Origin of the sequence: Pseudaeromonas sharmana (assembly GCF_042649925.1) — a bacterium.
Taxonomy (GTDB): Bacteria; Pseudomonadota; Gammaproteobacteria; order Enterobacterales; family Aeromonadaceae; genus Pseudaeromonas; species Pseudaeromonas sharmana.
The window spans coordinates 138264-161857 of record NZ_JBHSAF010000006.1 but is presented as its reverse complement, the minus strand read 5'-3'; the positions used below and the strand labels follow the sequence as shown (position 1 = coordinate 161857).

General features: G+C 54.0%; 18 protein-coding genes, 1 pseudogene and 2 riboswitches. Of the genes and pseudogenes, 5 read left to right on the top strand and 14 right to left on the bottom strand.

The annotated features are described in order from the left end of the window. Positions 1–13: 13 nt before the first annotated feature. On the top strand, positions 14–697 hold the full coding sequence (locus ACFOSS_RS07210; protein WP_377151513.1) for a type 1 glutamine amidotransferase domain-containing protein: 684 nt from the start codon (positions 14–16) through the stop codon (positions 695–697). Between the two features lie 208 nt (positions 698–905). Here ACFOSS_RS07210 and ACFOSS_RS07205 read toward each other — a convergent pair whose 3' ends face one another. After that, entirely contained in the window at positions 906–1913 is a 1008-nt protein-coding gene (locus tag ACFOSS_RS07205; protein ID WP_377151512.1) for a diguanylate cyclase domain-containing protein, read from the bottom strand. 252 nt (positions 1914–2165) lie between these two features. After that, positions 2166–2918, bottom strand: coding sequence for a 2,3-diphosphoglycerate-dependent phosphoglycerate mutase (gene gpmA, locus ACFOSS_RS07200; RefSeq protein ID WP_377151511.1), 753 nt, complete (start codon positions 2916–2918; stop codon positions 2166–2168). A gap of 410 nt (positions 2919–3328) precedes the next feature. Here gpmA and cspE point away from each other — a divergent pair, with 410 nt between their 5' ends. Beyond that, positions 3329–3538, top strand: coding sequence for a transcription antiterminator/RNA stability regulator CspE (gene cspE / locus ACFOSS_RS07195; protein WP_377151510.1), 210 nt, complete (start codon positions 3329–3331; stop codon positions 3536–3538). A gap of 662 nt (positions 3539–4200) precedes the next feature. On the opposite strand, the gene ACFOSS_RS07190 is transcribed toward cspE, so the two are convergent. After that, positions 4201–5127 carry a LysR family transcriptional regulator gene (locus ACFOSS_RS07190; RefSeq protein ID WP_377151509.1) on the bottom strand — a complete coding sequence of 309 codons (927 nt, stop codon included), beginning with the start codon at positions 5125–5127 and terminating at the stop codon, positions 4201–4203. A 118-nt stretch (positions 5128–5245) separates the two neighbouring features. Here ACFOSS_RS07190 and ACFOSS_RS07185 point away from each other — a divergent pair, with 118 nt between their 5' ends. Then, on the top strand, positions 5246–6103 hold the full coding sequence (locus tag ACFOSS_RS07185; RefSeq protein WP_377151508.1) for an SDR family oxidoreductase: 858 nt from the start codon (positions 5246–5248) through the stop codon (positions 6101–6103). A gap of 166 nt (positions 6104–6269) precedes the next feature. Here the strand turns inward: ACFOSS_RS07185 and ACFOSS_RS07180 are convergent, their stop codons facing one another. The 7 genes and pseudogenes from ACFOSS_RS07180 to ACFOSS_RS07150 form a co-directional block, all read right to left on the bottom strand. Then, complete coding sequence (locus ACFOSS_RS07180; RefSeq protein WP_377151506.1) at positions 6270–7187, bottom strand: pyridoxal-phosphate dependent enzyme; 918 nt, start codon at positions 7185–7187, stop codon at positions 6270–6272. Then, positions 7171–7617: a RidA family protein gene (locus tag ACFOSS_RS07175; protein ID WP_377151505.1), complete on the bottom strand. Its 447-nt coding sequence runs from the start codon at positions 7615–7617 to the stop codon at positions 7171–7173. The genes ACFOSS_RS07180 and ACFOSS_RS07175 overlap by 17 nt, the downstream gene beginning before the upstream one ends. 64 nt (positions 7618–7681) lie before the next feature. Beyond that, a complete protein-coding gene (locus ACFOSS_RS07170) occupies positions 7682–8419 on the bottom strand; it encodes a helix-turn-helix transcriptional regulator (protein ID WP_377151504.1) in 738 nt (245 codons plus the stop codon). A gap of 302 nt (positions 8420–8721) precedes the next feature. Beyond that, positions 8722–10914 carry an immunoglobulin-like domain-containing protein gene (locus tag ACFOSS_RS07165; RefSeq protein WP_377151503.1) on the bottom strand — a complete coding sequence of 731 codons (2193 nt, stop codon included), beginning with the start codon at positions 10912–10914 and terminating at the stop codon, positions 8722–8724. A 47-nt stretch (positions 10915–10961) separates the two neighbouring features. Continuing rightward, positions 10962–11059, bottom strand: a riboswitch (cyclic di-GMP riboswitch). A 516-nt stretch (positions 11060–11575) separates the two neighbouring features. Then, a pseudogene (locus ACFOSS_RS07160) lies at positions 11576–11729 on the bottom strand (IS5/IS1182 family transposase); the annotation flags it as partial. Between the two features lie 173 nt (positions 11730–11902). After that, positions 11903–13840 carry a glycoside hydrolase family 19 protein gene (locus ACFOSS_RS07155; protein ID WP_377151502.1) on the bottom strand — a complete coding sequence of 646 codons (1938 nt, stop codon included), beginning with the start codon at positions 13838–13840 and terminating at the stop codon, positions 11903–11905. A 225-nt stretch (positions 13841–14065) separates the two neighbouring features. Further along, the gene (locus ACFOSS_RS07150; RefSeq protein WP_377151501.1) at positions 14066–14278 is read right to left on the bottom strand and encodes a chitinase N-terminal domain-containing protein; all 213 of its coding nucleotides are present in this window, start codon (positions 14276–14278) and stop codon (positions 14066–14068) included. 105 nt (positions 14279–14383) lie between these two features. Next, positions 14384–14471, bottom strand: a riboswitch (cyclic di-GMP riboswitch). 1349 nt (positions 14472–15820) lie between these two features. On the opposite strand from ACFOSS_RS07150, the gene ACFOSS_RS07145 reads away from it, so the two are divergent. Both ACFOSS_RS07145 and ACFOSS_RS07140 read left to right on the top strand, forming a co-directional pair. Beyond that, positions 15821–16978 (top strand): tyrosine-type recombinase/integrase, encoded by a 1158-nt coding sequence (locus ACFOSS_RS07145; RefSeq protein ID WP_377151500.1) that lies wholly within the window; start codon positions 15821–15823, stop codon positions 16976–16978. 292 nt (positions 16979–17270) lie between these two features. Further along, positions 17271–19202 (top strand): DUF927 domain-containing protein, encoded by a 1932-nt coding sequence (locus tag ACFOSS_RS07140; RefSeq protein WP_377151499.1) that lies wholly within the window; start codon positions 17271–17273, stop codon positions 19200–19202. Between the two features lie 70 nt (positions 19203–19272). On the opposite strand, the gene ACFOSS_RS07135 is transcribed toward ACFOSS_RS07140, so the two are convergent. The 4 genes from ACFOSS_RS07135 to ACFOSS_RS07120 form a co-directional block, all read right to left on the bottom strand. Further along, on the bottom strand, positions 19273–20634 hold the full coding sequence (locus ACFOSS_RS07135) for a hypothetical protein (protein WP_377151498.1): 1362 nt from the start codon (positions 20632–20634) through the stop codon (positions 19273–19275). Between the two features lie 71 nt (positions 20635–20705). After that, the gene (locus ACFOSS_RS07130) at positions 20706–20882 is read right to left on the bottom strand and encodes a hypothetical protein (protein WP_377151497.1); all 177 of its coding nucleotides are present in this window, start codon (positions 20880–20882) and stop codon (positions 20706–20708) included. A 127-nt stretch (positions 20883–21009) separates the two neighbouring features. Beyond that, on the bottom strand, positions 21010–21903 hold the full coding sequence (locus ACFOSS_RS07125; protein ID WP_377151496.1) for a helix-turn-helix transcriptional regulator: 894 nt from the start codon (positions 21901–21903) through the stop codon (positions 21010–21012). A 296-nt stretch (positions 21904–22199) separates the two neighbouring features. Then, complete coding sequence (locus ACFOSS_RS07120) at positions 22200–23564, bottom strand: Fic family protein (protein WP_377151495.1); 1365 nt, start codon at positions 23562–23564, stop codon at positions 22200–22202. Between the last annotated feature and the right edge of the window lie 30 nt (positions 23565–23594).

Genomic DNA, 23594 nt, shown 5'->3' with positions numbered 1-23594 from the left:
CAAGGAATATCTTATGTCCCGTATCCTGATGGTACTCACCTCCCATGACCAGTTGGGTAACACTGGCCTGAAAACCGGTTTCTGGCTCGAAGAGTTCGCGGCCCCCTATTATGTGTTCCGCGATGCCGGTTGCGACATCACGCTGGCTTCGCCTGCCGGCGGTCAGCCGCCGCTCGATCCCAAGAGCGACGAGCCTGACTTCCAGACCGCGGCGACCCACCGTTTCCGTAGCGATGAGGAGGCCACGGCACTGCTGGCAGCCACTCACAAACTGGCCGACATCCGCATCGATGAGTTCGATGCCGTTTTCTATCCCGGTGGTCATGGTCCACTGTGGGATCTGGCCGAGGATCGTTACTCCATCGCCCTGATTGAACAGGCTATCGCGGCGGGTAAACCGGTGGCGACCGTCTGCCATGCGCCCGGCGTGTTGCGCCATACCCGCGCTGCCGATGGTACTCCGCTGGTACGAGGGCATCAGGTGACCGGCTTCTCCAACAGTGAAGAAGCAGCGGTTCAGCTCACCGATGTGGTGCCGTTCCTGGTCGAGGAGATGCTGCAAGCCAATGGCGGTGATTATCGCAAGGGGCCGGATTGGCAGCCGTTTGTACTGCGTGATGGCCTGCTGATCACCGGGCAGAATCCAGCCTCTTCGGAGCAGACCGCTGAAACCCTGCTGGCCGCACTGGCCGGGTGATGCGCAACACCGTTCATTTGGGGAAACATGCTGGCAGCTTGTCTTCCACCAGCACGCTGTAACCTATTCAGGGGGCACGATGGCGGCATGCCTGCCGTCATCGGTTGGTTCCATGGTCACGGCTCGTGTCTTATTTGACCGGCCGTGTGCGCGGGTTTCCCCAGCCGCGTTGGATCCTGCGGCTTCAAACCGCGGGCAGGGGCGTCGCTCAGTGCTGCTGTTTACGTTCGCGTTTGACGAGGTACATCGACTGATCTGCTTTCTCCAGCAGGATCTCTGGCTCGATGCCATCCAGAGGTGCCATCGCAAAACCGACACTGCCGGCAATGGCAAACGCCAGCTCAGGATAAGGGTGGTTCATTTGCGTCTGTAGCCGCTCGATATGGCGAACCAGCGTCGCTGTATCGACAATCGGTTGCATCAGTACGGCAAACTCATCGCCACCAAGCCGGGCGACAGTATCGGTTCCGCGCAGCATGCTCCTGAGTCGTCCAGCAAAAGCCTGTATCGCCTGATCGCCTGCGTGGTGGCCATAGTGGTCGTTGATCGCCTTGAGGCCATCCATATCGATCATTAATACGCCCAGGGGCGTACCATGGCGCCGGGTATGGGCGACGGCATGATGCAGGCGTTCGAGGAACAGTGCCCGGTTGGCGAGTCCGGTCATCTCGTCATGGGTGGCTCGGTAGAACAGGTCATGGGTGGCGTACTTGGCGGCAAAGAAAATTTCGGCACCGAGCACTTCAGTCAGTAGTTGCAACACGCTGGCGTGATGCTGGTTAAATGCATTCGGCTGCCGCGACATGATCTTCAGTACACCGACGCACAGGCTTACATGCAGCAGGGGTAATATCAGCATGGAACGGACACCCACTCGCTGACAGGAGTCAAGATCGACACGCGCATCACACTCAGTGTCATGACAGATCATCATCTGCCCGGAGCGCACGCTTTGTCCGGACAAGCTGGCCTCCATCGGCAGTCGCAACCCCAATTGCCTGGCTGCAATTCCGGCTGCAGCGCGATAGACCATGTAATTGTTTTCGGCGAGTTCAATCACGGCGCCATCGGCTGCGGTCAATGTCAAGGTGCGGTCGACGACCAGCGCCATGACGCCGCCCAAATCCAGCCCCAGCTGGGCAATATTGGTTTGCAGCCGGATAATTTCCAGCAGCTGTTCGCGGGTGGGCAGTAATTCGGATTCGCTTGTGGACATGATTGTCAACGCCATCGCTCAAGGGGCGAATTAAGGCTCTCAAGAGCCTGCTTCATCCTGCTAACTCCTCTGTTAACCATATATACAAACTGAGCGGCTTGCCTATGGAGTATAAAAAACAGTCAATACAGCAGCGCAGCGTATTAGCCGTGCTGTGGTGTGAGTCTTTATTTCCTGTGACGCGCAGGCAAGAGACATAATAAAGGCGCCATGCGGCGCCATTATTGATACAGCCTCGGCAAAGCGAATGCGTTATTTCGCCTTGCCCTGATTGGCGACGGCGGCAGCCTTGGCTGCAATTTCATCGGCATTGCCCAAATAATAGTGACGAACCGGTTTCATCTGGTCATCAAACTCATATACCAGTGGTACCCCGGTAGGAATATTCAGCTCCAGAATCGCTTCCTCACTGATGTCATCCAGGTACTTTACCAGTGCGCGCAAGGAGTTGCCGTGGGCGGCGATGATCACCTTTTCTCCGGATTCGACGCGTGGGCGTATGGTTTCCAGCCAATAGGGAATGACGCGCTCTATGGTAATCGCCAGGCTTTCAGTGGCGGGTAATTGTGAGGCTGGGACCGTGGCATAACGGCTGTCGTGACCTGGGAACCGGGGATCCTCCGGCGTCAGGGCCGGTGGGGTGATGGCAAAACCGCGGCGCCACAATTTTACCTGCTCATCGCCGAACTTCTCGGCGGTTTCTGCCTTGTTCAGCCCTTGCAAGGCGCCATAGTGACGTTCGTTCAGGCGCCAGTCCTTTTCCACCGGTATCCACTGCAGGTCGGTCTCTTCCAGCACGGCCCACAGCGTGGAAATGGCGCGTTTGAGGACAGAGGTGTAGGCATAATCAAACTGGAAACCTTCGGCTTTCAGTAGTTGGCCGGCGGCATGGGCCTCTTGCACGCCTTTTGCCGACAGTGGCACGTCGGTCCAACCAGTGAAGCGATTTTCCTGATTCCAGATGCTTTCGCCGTGGCGAATCAATACCAGTTTCTTGACAGACATGATGTTACCCTCCATTTGTTGATAATAGTTATCATCTGTCGGTCGGTTTGGCAAGCGTCCATGACGCGGGTGGCCAGGAGGCGCTGGTCTTCGGCGACGGCCTGCTCCTGGTTCCCGGGCTAAAGTCTGAGCCTTGTTGCGGAGGCGGGGGCGGTATTCGGCAGCAAGAAATAAAAAACGATATAAATCGGCAGGTTAGCGGGAGTAAAAATCAATTTTGCAAATAGTGCTTGTGATCGATAAATAATCCACGTATCTTGGCACCACTTCTGATGAAGTTAGTGTAACAAGTAGTAGCCCCTCCCTATCAATTCAGTCACCCTCTGTGACAAATTGTTTCGAGTTCTCCCACCTGTTATTTCAAAATAATCACCTTGTGTGATGTTAATATTTATTTCGTAGGTTTAAACATGTCCAAAACTACTGGCACCGTTAAATGGTTCAACTCTGAAAAAGGCTTCGGTTTCATTTCTCAAGAAAATGGCGGTGCCGATGTATTTGTTCACTTCCGCGCCATCACTGGCGACGGCTATCGCTCATTGAACGAAGGTGACCGTGTCTCCTTCTCCGTCGAGCAGGGCGCCAAGGGCCCGCAGGCGGCCAACGTATCCGTTCTCTAACGGATTGCCGGGATAGGCGACGCCTGTCCCGGCCCTCAATAATAATGCAAGGAATCTCTATGCTTTTAAATTTGACACAGGAACTCTGTGTATCCAGACATATTTCATCCGATAGCGAGCGCTGGATTTGTTATACCCCATGTCCGAGCGCAAATAATAAAAAACGTGTTACTTGGCAAAAGATCAGCGGATTATTATCCACTGAAGGCATGCAAAATTGGTTAAATAGCCGCTACCCCGATGGTTGTCAGGCTCGCCGTTTCTCCGAGATGATCGCTGGTTAATTTCCCCATTCGCTGCTTTTCCTTTCCGTTATTCGCCTGCGCTGTTTTGACAATCTCCTGCCGTGAATTGAACGCTGCCTGATCGGGCGGATAGTGACCCTGTTGCCGCGTTGTCACTCCGTCATCGTGGTCGATGAGCTTGCCACGAATGGCAAGCGTTAAGGCGGAGCAAACTGGCCCTGCGCGCCATGGGGCACCTCCCGACCATGACGTCCATCGTCTGACACGCTCAATCCGTGGCAACCGGCGTTCATCAATACTGGCGGCTCACACTCCAGCTCGGTTCGGGCTGTTCAACGTGAATCTGCCACTGCGTCCCTGACGTCTTGCTGTGACGGCGGCGAGCATTCTCAGGCATCCTGACCGTTGCTGCCGACGCTATCTGTGTCCGGGTTTGGTTAACCGCTGCTGGAAATGGGGGAGTTGCGCCTTGATGAACTGCAGAAACAGCTTGGATTTTTGTGGCAGATAGGCCCGGTCCGGGTAAATCAGGTAGGCCGTCGGATGATGGCGTTGCCACTCATCCAGCAACGTGACCAGCCTGCCGTCCTGTAACGGTCGATACACCAGAGAATAGGGCAGATAGGCGATGCCGACCCCGTCGAGTGCGTACATCAGTGACACTTGCAAGTCATCGGATAGCAGGTCCGGCTCTGACTGGTGCTGATACACCTCACCTTGCTTGTGCAAATGCCACGGCAGAATAAAACCATCGACATGGTTGCGGATGCTTGGGTAGTGCTGCAGATCCCTTGGATGGGCGGGGCCTTGCGGATCTGCGTGATGAGCCAACAGCTGCGGGCTGGCGACCAGCTCATAGTCAACCTGTGTCAGCGGCAGGGCGATCAGTGAAGAGTCCGCGAGTTCACCGATGCGGAATACAAAGTCGAGGCTGCCTTTGGTCAGATCCTGGAACCGGTTGCTGGCATCCAGTTCAATTCGGATACCGGGGTGTTGTTGTCTGAACTGACTGAGCAAAGGTGCGAGAATATTGACACTGAAGGCCCGTGGCGCGGCGATGTGCAACTTGCCTGTCGGTTGGGTCGAGATATGCTCGGCTTCTTCCTGTAGCTCCTTCACGGTTTGCTGGATTAACAATGCCTTTGGTAACACCCGCTCGCCCAATTCGGTCAGAGAGAGGGAGCGAGTCGTGCGATTGAGTAACTTGCCGCCTAGTTCCGATTCCAGTTGCTGAATCTTCCGGCTCAGGGTGGTCGCCGGTAGTTGTAGTTGACGGGCGGCCTCAGCAAAACTGTTCAGCTCGACGATCTTGGCAAACAGCGGCAATCCACTCAATTCATGCATGTGGCGATTGTCTCATATTTGGGATAATGAAATGCATTAATGGCGATTAATTGCCTCAATGGGATGAACTATAGTCAGCACCAGGTATCCAGACAAGGACACAAACAGAGGTGGGGCTATGACAATTCTTGTTCTCGGGGCAACCGGTAATACCGGCGCGGAAGTGGTAAAGCAACTGCAGGCAAAAGGTGCTTCGTTCCTGGCCATGGTGCGCAATCTGCAGTCGGCGAGCCGGCTGGGTCTGGCGCCTGCACAGATCCGTGTGGGTGATTTTTATGATGTTGCCAGCCTGGTGCAGGCCATGCAGGGCGTTTCGTCGGTCTATCTGGCGATGGCGGCGCATCCGGACAACCGGCAATGGGTCAGCAATGTGCTCGAGGCGATGAAGCGCAGCGGCGCATCGCACTTGGTCAAGTTATCCGGCATGGGGGCGGCCGAGACGGCAGGCTCGGAGATCATTCGCACCCATGCCCAAACCGACAGGCTGGTGCTGTCCTCCGGGCTGACCTATACGCTGCTGCAGCCTAACTCCTTCTATCAAAATCTGTTTGCCAGCGTTGAATCGATCAAGGCCACCGGGCAGTTTTTCCTGCCGTTGCGTGAGGCCAGGCAGAGCGTGGTCGACATCCGCGATGTTGCTGCCGTGGCGGTCGCGGCACTCACCGAGCCCGGCCATGACAACAAGACTTACCAGCTGTCAGGTCCGGAAGCTCTGACGTTTAGCGAACAGGCGGCGATCCTCTCCGAATTGGCGGGGAAAAGCATACGCTATGTGGCTGTCTCCAGGTCGGTCGCGGAGCAGGCGATGCTCGCCGCCGGCATGGATACCTGGTTGGCAGAGCGACTGGCCGAGATCCTCGACTGGTTTGCCGAAGGGCACTACGACGAGGTGACTGACGATGTTGAAACGGTCTTGGGCCGCCCGGCCAGAACATTCCGGGCATTTGCCGAGGAAATGGTATCGCTGGTTAAGTAACGACCCTGTGACCATGCATCGCGTCTGTGTGCCCGACCAGATGCTGCCAGATTTCGACCAGACGCGCATAGCCCAAAGGCCCTGCATTGCTGCAGGGCCTTGTGCTGTAGGGGGCGGGACTCGGCATCTGACGCTGGGCCCGCGAGGGCCTACCGGGAGCGACCGGCTAACAGGCCGCAGCCCACTGGCGGATCTGATCGATCGTGGTGGTGGCGCCGCCACAGATGATGATGGCCAGTTTCGAATAGGCATTCAGCACGGGATGCCCATCGTACACCACCGACAGGGCCGCTCCACAGGCGGGCTCAACCAGCACACGATGATCGGCAAGGAACTGTTCACAAGCCCCCAGAGCCGCCGGATCCGACACCCGCAGGGCGTGGATCGGATGGGAATGAGCCCAGGTCAGCGCCTGATCACAGACCCGTCGTGCGCCCAACGAGGTGGCCACACCGTGCACCGCGGCCAGCTCCACCGGATGACCGGCCTGTAGGGCGGCATGCAGCGAGGCGGTGCCCTCGGTCTCGACGGCGAGCACGGGGATATCTTGCCAGCCGTTACGCTGCAAGCCCTCTACCACCCCACAGAGTAAGCCGCCACCGCCTACCGAGAGCACAATCGCATCGGGTTTATGACCGTGACGCGCCATTTCATCGATCATGGAGGCATGCCCCTGCCATAACAGCGGATCATCAAAGGGATGCAGGAACGCGTCGCCCGCAGCCAGTAGCGATTGGGCATAGGCATTGGCTTCCTGCCAGGAGGCGCCGTGCACGATCACTGCGGCCTGCTCCAAGCGCAATAACTCCCTGGCGCGCGCCGGAGTGGTTTCAGGCACCACCACGATCACCGGGACGTCCAGTTGCCGTCCGGCGTACGCCACGGCAAGCCCTGCATTGCCGCCGGAGGACGAAATAAAGCGCTGGGCACCCCGCGCATAATAGGTCTCGCAGGCATGGCCGATACCGCGCAGCTTGAAGGAGCCGGAGGGTTGTGCGGACTCGAATTTCAGCCAGATGGCGCGTCCGCTGCGCTCACTCAAGGCACGAGATTCAACATATGGGGTTTCAATGTGCAGAGGCATCGGCATGGCTCCGGGGTGATGGGGATGATTGATGGGTACAGGCTTGCAGCTCAATCTCGACGTCCAGTCCAAACGCCAGCTGGCAACTGACCACAGAGCGAGCCGGAAATCCTGCCGGGAAATGGCGTTGATATTCCTGATTGAATGCGGCGAAATGGGCCATATCCGAAAGCCAGACCGTGACTTTCACCACCTGTTCCCAGGCTCCGCCGCAGGCGATCAGCGTTCGTTGCAGATTGTTCAGGATCAGGCGGGTCTGGGTGGGGACATCCCCATGCTGCGGGCTGCCACTGTCATCCATCGCAACCTGGCCCGAGAGAAACAAAAAACCATTGGCCGCGACCGCTTTGGCAAACGGGAAGGGCAATTCAGTCGGGTAGCGGACAATCGCGTGGCTTGTGTTGAGTGGACTCGTTATGGGCTGATTCATGCGGCTGTGGCTCATGCTGGGTTACTGGGGCGGTGATCAAGGTGTTCTCTGCCGAGCGCAGTCATTACCGCTCTGCCGTCTGAGTGGGCGGCATGGACTTGATCTCATCCAGATAGTTGTAAATGGTGTAACGGCTGACGCCGAGGGCGGCGGCGGCCTTTTCAATCCCGCCTTTGACGATGAACATGCCACGTTCGTGCATCTGGCGTACGGCTTCGAGCTTTGCTTGCTTCTTCATGGCGCGATTGCTGGAGGCGGTGGTGTTGAGTGCGGACTGGATTATCTCGGTCATCAGTAACTCCATATCCGGCTGCTCGATGCTCTTGACCTCGGTGACGCTGCTGGTGCCGAGCAGCTGATCGAGACAGGCGCGTGCCGCGTGCAGACCACTGAGATCCGCATTGATGCAAAACCCGGCAAAGGGGGTGCCGCTACTGTCCCGATAGATAGCCGTTGCGCTGTGCAGTACCGCCCCCGAGGCAAGTCGGGTCTGATAATGTTCCAGCACCACGGGCTCCGGGCTGGCGGTTTGCTCCGGGGTCTGGACCACAGCATTGAAGCCCAGATCCTGGCCGGGGCCTGCCAGCACCGGGCTGCCGACCACGCGCCCCGTGATATGACCATTGGCGATCGCAACCACCGAGTGAGCCGGGTTGGTCAGATCGTGTAAGACCACTTCGGTATTCTTGCCGACGATGCTGCCGACGGTCTTTACCACGCTGGTCAAGACAGTGAACACCAGCTGCCGCTCGGCATTCAGGGCAAGACGTTCGGTATCGGGCAGGGGAGGGGTGTTGGGCATGTGACAAGACTCGGCTGATGGGTGGACCTCGCTGGCGGAATAAAGGTAAACTATCAACAATAAGTTGAATTATCAACAAAGTGTTTATTTTGTTGTAATTGATCTGGGAAAGAACGGTGAAGGCGAAGCGAGGTCGAGCGGATTTGGCTGATAAGAACCTGCCAGATTTCGACCCGACGCGCATAGCAAAAAGGGAGGCATCATGCCTCCCTCGTAATTAAATCCTTATACCATGCAGGTTTTGGAATTAACTCCTTGTAACTAAAAGGTTTATGATCTAATCCCTGCGTGTGTCGCGTGGTTTATAGCTTGATCCAGGCATCGCTCCAGGCGCTGCCGGTACCAGGGGCATAGAAAGTGCTGGTTCCACCACACCAGGCCGTATACGGCCAAGGCTTGCACTCATAGTTGGTACCGCCGTTGCTGACACGATCACCCGCCTTGTAGGCGGTGCTTGCCGCGTAGGCGGGATAATTACCACTGCCCGAGTCACTACTACTAGCCGTGAGTGTAACTGCCACACTGTGATCAACCTGTGCCTGCCCAGAGGCCAGCCCGGTGATCACCAGCTCGTAATTGCCAGCGCTTACCCCATTGGCGACCAGTTGCAATGGACTGGTTCCATCAACCAGTGCACTAACGCTGCCAAAAACGGAGCTGCCTTGTTGCAAGCGGGCAGTGATTTGTACGGCGTTCATGGTCGTAACCGTTAAATCGATGCTGACCTGTCCGTTTGCCACGACATAGCTGCTGCCAATATCACCGATGGTAAAGTCACTGCCGCCAGTGACCGGTGGTTGTACCGCACCGCCACAGTCGCTGTCTCCCTGCTGACGCCAGACGCCCCATTGTCCTGAGGTGCCAGGCTCTTCACCCTGGGTCCACCAACCGGCTTGCCAGCGTTTGCCGTTGTAGTTCACCACATCACCGCCAACGTAAACCTGCTTGGCTTGCCACACGTTATCGCAAACAGCACCAGCCTCGCGTACCGTCACTTTGCGAGTTTGGGTCACCTGCTGACCGGCACTGTCAATCACCTGGTAACTCAAGGTGTAACTGCCGACAGTCTGGCTATCAACGCTACCGACAACCTGGATCTGGCTGGTCAAATCACCATCTTCATCATCCTTGGCTGTAATGCCGGCTAACGCATCGAAGGTCGTGCCAACAGTGATGGTTGTGTCAGAAATCCCGCTGAACACCGGTGTCATGCTATAGACCTCAGCACTGCGTAACTGCTCGGTCACATGGCCATCGCTATCCACCACGGCATAGGTCAATGGATAGAGACCGATTTGCTGGTTATTCACACTGCCCGAGACAGAGATACTGGCAGTCAGATCGCCATCTTCGTTGTCATAGGCTGTTACTCCTGACAAAGGGTCAAAGGCAGTTCCTTGCTTGATACGCACGTCGGCAAGACCAGCAAACACCGGTTTGCCATCTGTGGTAGGCGGTGTGATTTGCTGTCCATGAATGAAGGGGCCGTAACTCTTGATGAATGACTCCCCATAACTGGTCCCGGCCGCATCGCGCCCCATGTCCCAGTTGATAGACCATGTCATGACTCCCCGCAGCGGCTGACTCTGTGCCTTCAGTCTGTTGAAAGCAGAGAACAGATCCTGCGGATTTTTTACATAACCGGTCGCTGCGGCATCATTGTTGGTCGGAATACCAAATACCAGTTTGTCTGACGGGATCTTGTAGAAACCTCGGGTGCCGTTCACCAGCGAGTCGGCGATGTAGTAGATAAAGTCGCCTTTGAGCGTGTCGTTGTTCTGTGCTATCCAGCCAATGCCATCGACCCAGATACCATCGCCGCCCTGATTGTAAAATTGCGGGTTTATCCAGTCGTAGTACCCTTCCAGTGCGCGCAAGTACGGTGTGTATAAGCCATTGCTGGTCAGATATGGAAATTCGGGGGCCATGGTGATCAGGAAGTTTTTGCCCTGGGCTCGATAGTGGTCCTTGACGAGACGTAAGGCAGCCGGAATCACAGTCTGGTTGTCTGCCGCTGTAATTGCGGTTTGCTCGAGGTCGATATCCAGACCATCAAAGCCGTACAACTCAACCAGTCGGATGATCTCATCGGCAAAGGCCTGCTCCTGACCTTTATGCAGTTCAATATGAGCCTCGGCACCGCCCAGTGCCAAGAGTACCGAGCGTCCTTGACTGTTCAACGTGGCAATCTGAGCGATGAATTGACTCTCGCTCAGACCAATACCCGGATCCAGCTTGAACGTCGGTAATACCTCATTGCCGTACACCTTCATAAAGGAGACGTTAACGACATTGTACTGAGGATTGATCTGTTCGAGATTGACGCAGGGAGCTGTACCGCCTTTGTAACCACCACCGTTGCACCAGTTATGCCAATAACCGACCACGACGCCTGATTGTGGGTTGATCATGCTCTGGGTGGTCGTTGCGGCGTGCAACAGCGGGCTGGTGATGCCAAGCAGACAACCCAGCAGGGACAGTTTGAAGTTGTGCATTGTTTCTCCGTTTCTGATTTATAGGTGACCATCCGTCATGAATGGTCAGAGGTAGCCCCGCTGCCATAGGTCATTCCGCTAGAAATAACCAACAGGCCGGTAGCTTTGCGTCATGGCCTTTCGCACCATGTTGCCTTTCACTCCTGAGCCAGACGAAACCAGCACAGTGGTGAAGCTGTCGACATATGACACATCCTGTGCATAGAAACAGCTGCCGTGTCATGCGGCGCAGAAGATCCCCTGCGCCACATCAATGTCATTTTTGGGGTATTTACTCTCGGTGATTCTCAGTCTGAAAATAACAAATCTGATGCGTCGCTTATGTAACAGTGGTCTCTAATATTCCGTTACAGTTATTAACTTTCAGTATTTAAAATATTGATTCATATCACAATTGTTTGTTATTTGATCTGGGTTGGCAAATGTGATGGAGCCCCGAACATGTGGAGACTCAGTCCAGCGCTCAAAGTCGACCGGAAGCTGCCAGATTTCGACCAGACGCACATAGCAAAAAGGCCCTGCATTGCTGCAAGGCCTTGTGCTGTATGGTGCCCGGACTCGGAATCGAACCAAGGACACGCGGATTTTCAACTCTGGTCTCGCTGGTTGTTTATTGTGCAGAGCAAGGCCGAGGGGCTGAAATCTATATGTCGTTGTCATGACCATTACTGGCCTTGGGATAAAACGGCTCAATGGCAGCGGTCATATCCTGCCATGGCAGAATTATGCCCCATGAGGGAGAGGAAAATCGCTTTTCGGGTCTCAGGGCGCTTACTGCTGAATTCACTGTCGGCGAAGGTGAGCTGATGACTCATGTTGCCACCTGATTCATGGCTCCAGATGACAAATATGATCTCATATCAGAGACTTGTTCGAACCGTCCCTAAGCCACCTCTACCAGAAAAATTCAGACACTGGCCTAAGCCAGTGTCTGAATTGGCATAATTATATGAATTGTATGGAAATGGTGGTCATTTATTCACTGCGTTCACAGCTTGATCCAGGCATCGCTCCAGGCTGTGCCCTTGCCGGGTTCATAAGCCCAGGCTGCACCGGAGCACCAGCCGGTGTAGGGGTGTGGCTTGCACTCGTAGCTATCGCCAGCATTACTTACCCTATCCCCAGCCTTGTAGGCGTTGCCCGCCTTATAGGCTGGATAGTCACCGGCAGGAGGCGTCGTATCGCCGCTACCCTCGCCCTTGACCAGCAGGATGTGGGTGGTGCTATGGGAGAGGCCCCCCTCGTCGGTCACCTGTAGACCGATCTGCAACTCGGTGTCGTTGGTCGGCTTGGCCAGTACCAGCGCGATGGTCGCCTGATCCAGGGTGGAGGCGGAGACACCAGCCGGCAGCGTCCAGGCATAGTGCAGCGCCTTGCCCTCGGGATCGGTCGAGTTCTGGCCTGAGAGGCTCACACTGGCGCCACCAGCCGCTTGGTTAGGACCCGTTATATGGGCGACTGGCGGCTGGTTGAGCTCGCCACTGTTGGTTCCCTCGTCGTCGGTGACCTCCACCTCAGGGTAGAAGTGCTGGACGCAGCGGCTGTAATCCCCTTCCTTAAAGGCGCTGAAGCGGGTTTGGTAGCCTACCAACTTGCACGCATAGCTCTTGCCACCGTTGGGGTTGCCCGCCACATAGCTCCAGTCCTGCTCCCAGTAGACCGGCAAGGCACCGGCACCCGCTTCGTCGAAGTATTTCATCCCTTTACAGCCGAGTACCTCGTCTGCCGGCACCGGCACCTCAAGGTAGTTGGCGAACTCGCGGTAGTAATTGATGCGGTTCTGAGACTGGGCGTGCTCATTGGTGCCGCCACACTCCACCCCACCGTTGATGATCTGGGTGGTCACGCCAAAGCCTGGTAGCAGACCGTTCTGGCGGTCATGCTCATTTGGCTGCCAAGTGCCGTCGATGACGTGCAGCATGGAGGGCTTGGGTGGTTGCGGATAGACGTAGAAGAAGATTGCGCTGGCGAGATTCAGCCAGGTATCGGCCACCAACTCCGGGTGATCAAGCAGGGGGCGCACTGAGCCATACATGGCTTCGGAGAAGGGGCCATAGTTGTAGTTGTACGACAGTTGCTTGGCGCCGCGGCCAAAGTAGCTCTTGAACTCGCCATTGTCGAAGGTGCCGCATGGCCAGGTCTGGCCCTGCCATACGTTCGGGTTGCACTCACCGTTATAGCCGCCGCGCATGGTCTCACTCCAGCCCATCTCGCGCACGTGAACCAGCGCTTGACGCCACTCTGCTTCTGGCCGCCAGCTCTCGTGGCCGCCAGTCTCCTGGGCGAAGTGGGCGAACATGGTGGCCAGGGTCTTACGGCAGATGGACTCGGTGTCGCGACCGTCGCTGTAACTGCCGCAGAGGGCAGGGAACTTGGCCACCGCTTGTAACAGGCCGCGATAGGTATATTCGGGGGCACGCAGGGGGAATAGGTATTCGAACTGGCTCTCGCTGAGTAGTGATTCGACCAGCCGCACGTTCGGCGGATTGTCCTCCCGGCCCGGTGCCACAAGCTCAACCAGCTCGTTGGGGCGGGTTTCGATGGATGCTTTCACTGCCTTCATCGTGGCATCGCTGGTCAGCGCTCGCTCCTTGTCATCGAGCTCAGCCTGGGTCAGATAGACAGTCTCGGTTTGCTCGGTCGCGGGAGGCTGCTCAACAACCGGCGGTTCGGTAGGGAGGGTCTCATTGCCACCGGCTCCATTGTCATCGCCAATCAGGCGCCACGGTGAATCCCACTCGTTGGCGACCTGTATACCGGGACTCTGGCCGGCATTGGCCCACCATTTGGCCTCGTAGATCTTGCCGTTGAAACTGACTTCGCTACCACCGCCGTAACTTTGATTGATGTCGTAAGGGGTGGCTGCCCACAGTTGACTACTCATGCACAAGCCGGTCAACAAACTGGCAAGGTAAGTTTTTTGCATTTTTTCCCTTCTTGTTGGTGAAAAGGCAGATGACCTAGGTTTCATCCACCACGATTTGCCATGACGGACAGTGAGTTATGTCGAAGCCCCATTTGACGTCGAATCTCCCATATCCTGTTACGGTTTACTTGACGGGCCTAATGGCTTCTAGCAAGCCCTATCTTGGCCGCCAGCGCCGTTTTTCTTGTTATAAGGATGGAACCTTTCCTGGCTCATCCGAGACAGCTAGCGGCCTACATCGGTCCAGACTGAAGCCTTGCCGGGCTCCTTTACTTTGGTGAGCTGCTCGTAAGCGGTGGCGGATTGATTGACCTCGACGATGGCAAACAGGGCGTTACCCGAGCCGATAGAGGGTTTTGCAGGAATAGCTGCGAGGGCAGAGGTGGCGCAGGGGCATCCAACTAACAGTGTTAGCAGGGTGGGTTTTGGACTTGGCATTATGAATATTCTTTTTCGTATTTAATGGCTAACAACGAAAAAGGCAACGCAATCAGGTAGCAATGGTTCCTACATACTTTGTGGTATGTCTAAGAACGATACAACTGTGGCAACCCCGCTATCCTAGGCATTCATAACCCTTAGACCGGAGGCTTTGCGTCCTGAACTTTCGCTCAGTTTGCCTTTTCATGAGTGTAATTAAAAACTTACACATCGTGTTTTATGAAAACCCTAAACCGGAATTGCCAGGCAATGCAATCCATGGTTTGCTGATTCCATTTCTCAGCAAGCGGTGTGAATAACTATCAAGTGGTGCAAATAACTAGCAAACGGGCATTTAGAGAGTAAAAATCGGCGAACTTGTCGTTAAAGTTGACATCTCATTCTGCTTGATTAATTGATGGTTTTTGTGATCTTTGTCAATAGTGAAGGGCGAGGCATTCAGCTTGGAGTTTGCTTCCGAGATGAGACCTGAGGTTGAGGCTTGCAATGATGAATCGCAACCCGTGATCTAGACACCTTGAGGTCATTCCGTGGCTGGTGTGCTGCTCAGACTTTGACATGAAGCAGTCGAGGGGATTTTCAACCCTGGTCTCTAACCAGTTATCTATTGTGCAAGTCAAGGCTGAGGGGGGGAAGTCTATTTGCCGTTGCCGTGATTTTATCTGGGGAACGCGGATTTTCAGTCCGGTGCTCTAGCCCGACCGGAAGGTGCCAGATTTCGACCAGACGCGCATAGCAAAAAGGCCCTGCATTGCTGCAGGGCCTTGTGCTGTATGGTGCCCGGACTCGGAATCGAACCAAGGACACGCGGATTTTCAAGCCTTTGAAACGGTTATAAGTCCATGTGAAAGAGCGGTTCAACGACCGTTTGCCTCTCAATCTGTTCTCTTCTCTCTATAAGTGTTCATTATCCTTTTCCGGTCATTGGCTTTGCCTTTGGCGAGTTCTCCCTTCTCGAACAGCGATCCCTGGCTCTATTCGGCACTATCGTCTTTCAACCGGCAACAGCCTGTTTGTCTGTTTTTTGCTCGTTTCAGAGTTACCAGATATCGACCAGACAAGTTTTCCGTGTTGATTGGTTTGCATCTCTGGTAACGGCATTGGATCCGGAGTGTTTACTGCCAAGGGGGGATGGGTTCCTTAGCTAACAAAAGACTGGTTAGGGACGTTTATGGGCATCGACATGAAATTTTTGGAGCAGGCTCTAACATGTTTTTTATATCTTTTTGATATATAGATTATTTTTGATGTGAAAAAATAGAATCAAAACAGGCTATTTTTTGCACTCTTTTTGTGGCTTCGATTGATGTCGTTAAACCATAAAAAAGTCGCATCAAGATCCAAATTTCTAGCGCCTGCTTAGACCGTAAACCCGTTAAGCAATGTTCATTCCGCACCTGCGGTTGCTCAGGTCCCTTTCTTGTTTTTTTTCCTTGCATATCAATCGATAGTCGTTTCCCCCTGGATTGATATTTATCCTTTAAAGCGCAATATTAGCGCCAGACCAGTCAAATGGCTGGTCAGGTGGTAGGAGGTGGTGTGCGATATGATGCATCAACACCAACTGCCGAACTGGAGCCTGTTCCTTGCCGTGTGAAAACACCCAAGCAACGAGAGGAAACCGATCCGCACTGTCGATGGCTTACATGGGTTACGTATCCATCAGGTACCAAGGTTGGCTACTTCCGTTGTCCCCAAAAGGGAGGACACAAAAGGATTAAAATCGGCAGATTTGGTGATGCCACTGTCTCGGTGATTCGAAAGAGAGCCGAGAAATTGATGGCGGAGTTTATCTTAAATCCCGAGTCGTTTTTGCAAAAGTATATGGCCTCGGAGTCATTGGGGTCGTATATCGATGAGCAGTACTTACCTGCTGTACGGGTCAGTCACCGCTCCCCAAAAACGATTGAATCACGGGTAAAGTTAATTAAATCAGCCTTCGGGCATGTGCCACTTAACCGAATCACTCGGGCGGACATAGAGCGTTTTCTCGCTGAGCTTTCTCAAGAGCTCTCAGTCGCCACGGTGAACCGGTACTTGGCTCAGTTCAAGGCCATTATGACCTTTGCGGTTGAGCATGAAGTGATTTCTTCATCGCCAGCTTCAGGGATCCCGGCTAAACATGAAGCTGTTTTGCCGCCAAAGGGATTGCCAGCAGAGAGTATAAATAAACTTATTCGTCGGTTAATGGATGACATCCATGACGACAAGGCGCGACTCCTTCTATTCCTGCTCGCCACAGGATGTCGACTGGGAGAAGCGCGAACACTACAGCTTCCAAATTGTGACATTACTTCGCGGATAGCGTACTTGCCGACCAGCAAATCTGGTCGTGAGAGGCTAATCCCGTTGAATGATCTCTCATCTGAGTTGGTCGAGTACCAACGTCAAAAATACGGAACAACTGGCTTGCTCTTTAGGGGCAAGGACGAGTTGTCAACTATCTCAGAGCCCCGTCGTTACTGGTACCGCATCTGCGAAGACTGCGGGCTTGTTGGGGTCAGAATTCATGATTTACGTCACACAGTAGCCACGTCGCTGCTGAATGCAGGCTGCTCTCTAGACGTCCTGCAGAAGGTGTTGGGTCATAGCTCGCCGAAAATGACAGAGCGCTATGCCCGGTTCCACGACGCCACCCTGCTCAAGGCAGTAAACAAATTGACGACCGTGTGGGAGATACCGTCCCTCACATGTTAACTTTTTAAGGAGGTGGGGGAGGAGGCTCCCCCATAGTTTGACGATGAATACAACCGTTTCTAATTTTTCCTCTGAATCTGTAACTCAATCCCAAAGCCAGATTGACACTCTTGCCCAACACGTCAGCCAAGCTATGGCTGTAGCTCCCGCTCAGACCTATGGCAACCACAGTACAAGGGCTCAAGTGTATCAAGAGCTTGTTGCCATCAAAAATTGGTGTGAAGAGGCCCGATATCTTGCATCCCCTGACGGGCAGTCACTCAACGAGGAGAAATCTCCTGAGGAGTGTCCTGTGTGGCCGGATGGCTCTCCTCTGACTCATACCATTGCCCAGTTAAGCCAGTGGCGTACTTCATCCCTTTTGTCGGAAAGTTACGCGATTACCCCTGATGGCAAAATCATGAATATGGCGGGTAAAGAGCCCTCAGTTTTCTTTGATGGGGTCGGATTACCGATAACCACCTTCCATGACATCGAGGGCCGATTCGAAGCGCAGGAGCTGGCTTGTCTTGACGCCGATGGGCAGTTAGTGACATTGACAATCGACCTTGAGTCCGTTTACCAAGACCTGAAAAAAATCAAGGCAAGGACGAGTTCGCACCGGCTGGCGTACTACTCAGCGACAGAGAGTCAACTGGTCCGCTTTATGCTGAGCTGCGCAAAAATGAAACAGATAGAGTCTGTTTGCTTGGTGGATCAGGCAGGCTTTGTGCCGGGGCAGTTGGCCTATGTTACTCACGATGAAACCTTGATTCGAGAGGACGAGCGCGAAGCCTTGCAACGACATGGTAACCAACTGTGCTACCGACTTCGCAAGGTGATGAAGCAGCTCCAGCCTCAAGGCTCTCATGAGGAGTGGATACAACAGGTGGCGACAGCGGTTCGTCACTCCCCGCTCATGCAGTTCGCAATACTGGTCATGCTAACGAACGTGTTGATCAACCTGCTGCAAAAGGGGACGACCATTGTCCATTTTCATGGCCCCAGCTCTGTGGGGAAGACAACCCTGGCTCAGCTGGCTCAGAGTGTCGTTGGCCGGGCAACTGACCCTAGCACGGATGGCGGCTCAGCGATCCGCAAGTGGCACAATACGCTCAATGCGTTGCTCTCGCTCCTCGAAGGGCACCATGGTATGGGGTTGGTGCTTGATGAGTTGGGTTCGTTCATCGGCAAAAATTTCGGTGCGCTCATGTATGCCATGACCAATGGTCAACGGAAGGGGCGCTGTGACAAGGCGGGTGCCGTGGTTGAAACCCAGAGCACCGCAGCTTTGTGTGTTATTTCAACGGGTGAACTGAGCTCGGATGACTATCTGCGAAAGACTGGCGATAGTGTGAATTCAGGTGCACGCATACGGATGCCCAACATCGAGGTTCGCCCCGAAGATGCGAGCCTGCCGGGTGAAACCCTTGCTCAAACCAAGGCCCGCATTGACCAGATTAAGACAGCCAGTGGGATGTGCTATGGCACTGCACTACCGGCCTTGGCGCAAGGGTTGCTGAATTTGCCGGAGGTGACCTCCTATGTGGCGCTGCAACAGCTGGTGCAAGTCCGGGTTAACGAGTGCGCCGAGCGTCTGGTGCCCTTGGTGGATGGCGCTGCCGAGTCACCGTTGATTCGTCGAGGTTTGGACTTCTTCGCGATGACGCTGGCTACCGGCCTGTACAGTATCGAGCTGGGTGTGCTGCCTTACACCGAGGAAGAGATCATGGCTGCTGTGGTTCTGGCGGCTAATCGTTGGGTCGCCTCGCTGGATGAGCAGCCGGATGATATCGCCCGAGCTATTCGCCATTTGCAGGAGCAAGTGGTCCTGAAGCGTCATGAGTTCCCCGATATGGGTGCGCCGACAACGGGGCGTCATTTGGGCGTTATCCGTAACAAACAGTTGCTGGTGCGCGTCGAGTGGTTCAAGACTCTGGTTCCCCAGTTCGGCAAGCAGGTGCTGGCCCGGTTGGAAGAACAAGGGTGCCTTATTCGCACCGAAAAGGACCGCATGACCACCCGCATCAAGAGCGCCACGGCGGGTATCTACGATGGTCAATACTACGCCTTCGATTATGACAAGATGATGGGCTTGGATGGTGAGGATGACCATGAGCCGGAGGCGGTTCAGCCACCGAAGACGACCAAGTTCACACGCCGTCCGACGTGCTCCCAGGGTCGGGTGACAGCATCTCCCGCATCGGGGATGCAGGGGTTAACGGCAAGCGTCGATAAGTTCTAAAAAATAAAAAGGGGCCAGTGCAGACTGGCCCCTTTGCTTTACGAGCGTCGTGGCAGGTATCGCTCAGGAGTTAGTTCACGATGGACATGACCACGGGGGCAGACAGCGCACTCAGCTCGCCGGTAGAGAAGTCCACCTTGCTATGCACGCTATCGAGTGACCACTTGGCAGCGCTCACCCCATCGCCATCCGTGGCGGTGCAAATGTACTGGTTCACATAGGCCGTATCCCGGCTCATCGGGATAACCGCATAGACGCCATCCACGCCGCTAACGCGCTGCTCTACACCGTTGGATATATTCAACAACCGATTGCCACCGTTCTCGTTCCAGCCGTTGATACGGTCACACGTTGCATCGTCGTCAGAGAAGCTCGTCGATGCTTGTGCGGAGACTTTTGGGATGCCGCTACACATCATGGTGCTACCGGCCATCACTGCGTCATACACAACGCTGTCACGGTCAGCCGGTGCATAGCTGACACCGATAACACCGTCACTCACCGTATAACTCGTGCAGTTGGCAAGATTGATGTTGGTGCCATCAAACGATATGGCGGTGGCCAGCATGCCCAGATTGCCCTTTGGCAATTCGGCTTGCTGGACTACGTTACCCCCTGTGATGTTGAACAACAGGTAGTTGGTCATCGCATAAGCCTGTCCATCCTTTTGGAAGACGGACATCACCATTTCATCACCAGTGTCCAGCAGGTTGCCATTTAAGTACGCCTTCCCGCCATTCACGGTGAACAGGTCGCCGTTGGGCATTAACAAGATGCGACCGATATCGGTTTTGTCTGCATCCGTACTATCTGCATAGGCGATTTCGCTGAATGTCAGGTCATCCCAGTTCGGCGTCAGTCTGTACCACTTGGAATCTTCCTTGCGATAGATAACGTCGTTGGTCGCATTGTGCAGGCTGTTCGGGCCAGACGCGTAACTCACGGCGTTCACGTTCCAGGCGTTATAAAGCGCCGCCAGCGTCTCCACCAGAATCATCTTGCCGGTGGAGTATTCGACCAGATAGTGACGATACTCCTTGGTGTTGGCGGTCTTGTTGGTCGTGACAAACAGCTCGACCATGGCGTGGTCATCATCCAGGCGAATCATGCCGGTGGGCAGAACAGTTTCACTAGATGTGTTGCCATTCTCATCCAAAAAGTTGGTCTTGAACTGGTTACCACCGACATCGGTTGCCACCAACTCTACCGAGGTGGCTACCTCATCGGCATACGCTGCTGTGATAGGACTCCAACTGGTAGCGGCCCGAGTGGTCGTCAGGGTTGCCGATTGTGTGCCGACCAGTGCGGCCACATCCTGAACCGGAGTGAAGGTTAGGCTGGCTTTAGCGCCACCATTATCACTGGATGAGCCACCACCGCCGCAAGCTGACAAGGTAGCCATCAACACGATGGCCAAGGGTGTTTTGTTCATAGTTGTTCCCGTTGTGTTGTTATTACACGATGACACCCGGCCAGAGCCGGGTGCGCATCAGCCAAGTGCTATCAGCACTCTTCATATCCGGCGGGGATACGGTCTTTCGAGTCGATTTCTTCTCGGGATTGACCGATGACCCAGTTCACCCGGTCCCAGAAGGTTTGACCGTCTGATTCGCTCAGGCCGTACTCTTGTTTCACTTCACGCTTGGCGGTGGACTCTTTCATCTGAATCATTTTGCTCATGGGTTTACTCCTTGGATTGCTACTGCTTAGTGGTTGACGACAGTGCTGGACGGCTGCGACAGGTGGTGTCGCAAGACGACAGGCAGCGTCGCCAGATTTAAAAATCGTGAACTGAGTCACGAGTGAGTCAGGGCGGTGCCTGGCTCATCAGGCTCAACAGCTGACGTAAATCGCGAACGATTTGTTCATGGATAAAACCGGGGGAGATAACGGTCAGTCCCGGCATCCAGGACTTGATAACGGGCAAGATTTGATTGGCATCGAACACGCGACTGGTGAGCAGCAAGGAGCCGTCATCCAGCGTTTTGACAATCTCCTGCTCCGGCAATAACGGACGATGCTGAAAGTTAATGGCTATCGAGACATGGGCCTTGAGTAGCACTTCAATCATGCCGGAGCGCCATAGAGTCGGGTCGGTATCGATTTGCCGCTGTATCACCGGGTCAGGGGTGAAGGCTTGCTGGGAGAGTTCAACCAGCTCGATGGTACTCAGCGGATAGGCTTGCAAGCGTCCTTCATTGACGCCGACTAAATGCCAGGTGCCCTTGTAGTTGATGAGCTGATAGGGACTGAACAGCTGCTTGCGTTGGTCTTTGGTTATCAACCAGCATTGCAAGTGCCCGGTTAACGCCTGCTCCAAGACCGGCATATGCCGACTCAACGGCTCAGCCGATGCGGCATTGAATCCTTTGATAGCAAACAAGGCCGGGTTGTTCTTATCCAGCAACTGCCGCAAGCGCTGCTCGCTGGCATAGGGGAACAAGTCAGCGATACCTAACTGTTCGGCCAGTCGCCGCAAGTCTCCATCGTTCTTGTGATGCAAATAATCCGACCGTAACCAGTATTGCCGGTTACGGTTTTCAATCGGCAGATAGCTCAGGCGTTCGTTGAAGTCCCGTTGCAGGGTACGCAGGGTGACGTTGTACTCAGCGGCCAGCTCGTGCAGGTGCAACTTCTCACCGCTATACAAACGGGTGAGGAGCATACCGAGGCGTTGAGCAATCTTGTCGTGTTCGTGCATACCGCTACACAAAGGCTGAAACCGTGTCGCGGATTATCAAGGAGGGCCGCGACAGGGCCTGACGTTTGACAGAGCAGGAAGTTTTTCGCAAAAGCCGTCATCGACGATGGGCTTTTGTCATCAGGGGTGGGGTTTTGTTATCAACCGGCGAGAGGCGATTGAGCAGGCCAGGAAGGCCCGTCAGGACAGGCGGTGGCTGTTTGTGAGGAAGGTGAGCTAAAACCGGTTATCGAGCTGCTGAATGGCGAGGATCGGTATCTCACACTGGGGGAGATACCGATGTCATGGCCGACGGATCACTTTATCCATAGCTCTTTAATCTTGCTTGTGCTGAGCATTGAATATACCCACTCTCTTCCAATCTTTTCCTTCTTGAATAGTTTCAAGTCTACTAACCCATTTAGAGCGGTTGCAGCTGTGTTATATGAACAGCCCAGATTATCTTTCGTGTTTGATATGGTGAAGTGTTTAGCAAGGCCGCTTTTTGCAACTTGAAATACTGTTTGTTGTTTATCAGATAGTTTCTTGTATAGGCCCGAGTTCCATAGCCATCCGTTGAATTCTTCGATATCGTCTAGAGTCTTCTTGTAGGCGTTTTTGAATTCGTTGATTGCTCTTATCGTTATGCTGCTCTGGTAGTCGAGGAAATAGGTCAAGTCCATTTCATCACTTTCCGTGTATAGATAGCTCTTCCCGTATTTAACTGGTGCAGCTTTTAACAGCACGCTGATTGCTATATACCTGAATGCGGCAAAGTCATTTTTGAACATATACCAGTAAAACAATGATCTAGCGACTCTGCCATTGCCGTCGTAAAAAGGATGTTCATACCCAATTGAAAAGTGAAGCGTCATCGCTTTCACCAGTGGATGAACATAGTCTTTGCTATTTATGTCATGATGATTTGTATTAGCCCACTCAGCGATCGATTTTAGCCTTTTTCTTAGTCCATCGGCAGATGGTGGTGTGTGCACCGTATTACCTTCCGCATCGACAACTTCAACATCATCTGTGGTTCTAAATGTTCCTGGTCTATATTTTTCGTCATCAATTCCCTCGACTCCGATTTTATGCAGCTCCGAAATTAGAGAATATGACAGTTCTTTATCTTTGTTCTCCCAGGCATATTTCATCATCTTGAAATTTCCCAAGATCATTTTTTCATCCGGTGTTCTTGGTTTACGCTTTCTTTTTAACAAGTCTTTGGCAACTATGGTCGTTGTGGCTGCGCCTTCAAGCTGGCTACTGCTAATTGCTTCATCCTCAACCAAGTCATGCAAAAGATATTCAAAATGTTTGGATTCCCCGATTTTACTGGTCATCCACTCTAGAGCGGCGCTCGTTGCATTCCTATCCGCTTCCGAGATGGCTTTTTGGATCGTTGATGTGAGGTAAAAGCCACATGGTTTCTGTGGCGATCCAAGTAGTATCAATGTGCTGATATGCTTGAATCTTGCCAACTTTACAACAGCCCAAGCTAGCGCAGGATCGACGCCCTTCGGTAATCTGTACTGCAACTCATCAAAATGAAGGTAACGACCTTTCCCATCCACAGGAGAGAACAGCTCCAGATAGTCCCCGAACTTATCGGGGCATGTCGAACTTATATGATTAAAGATGTTGGGAATTCGGTCTTTTGGGGGCAAGGCAATCTTGTTCATCTCAAATTCTCCATTATTTGAAATAGATGC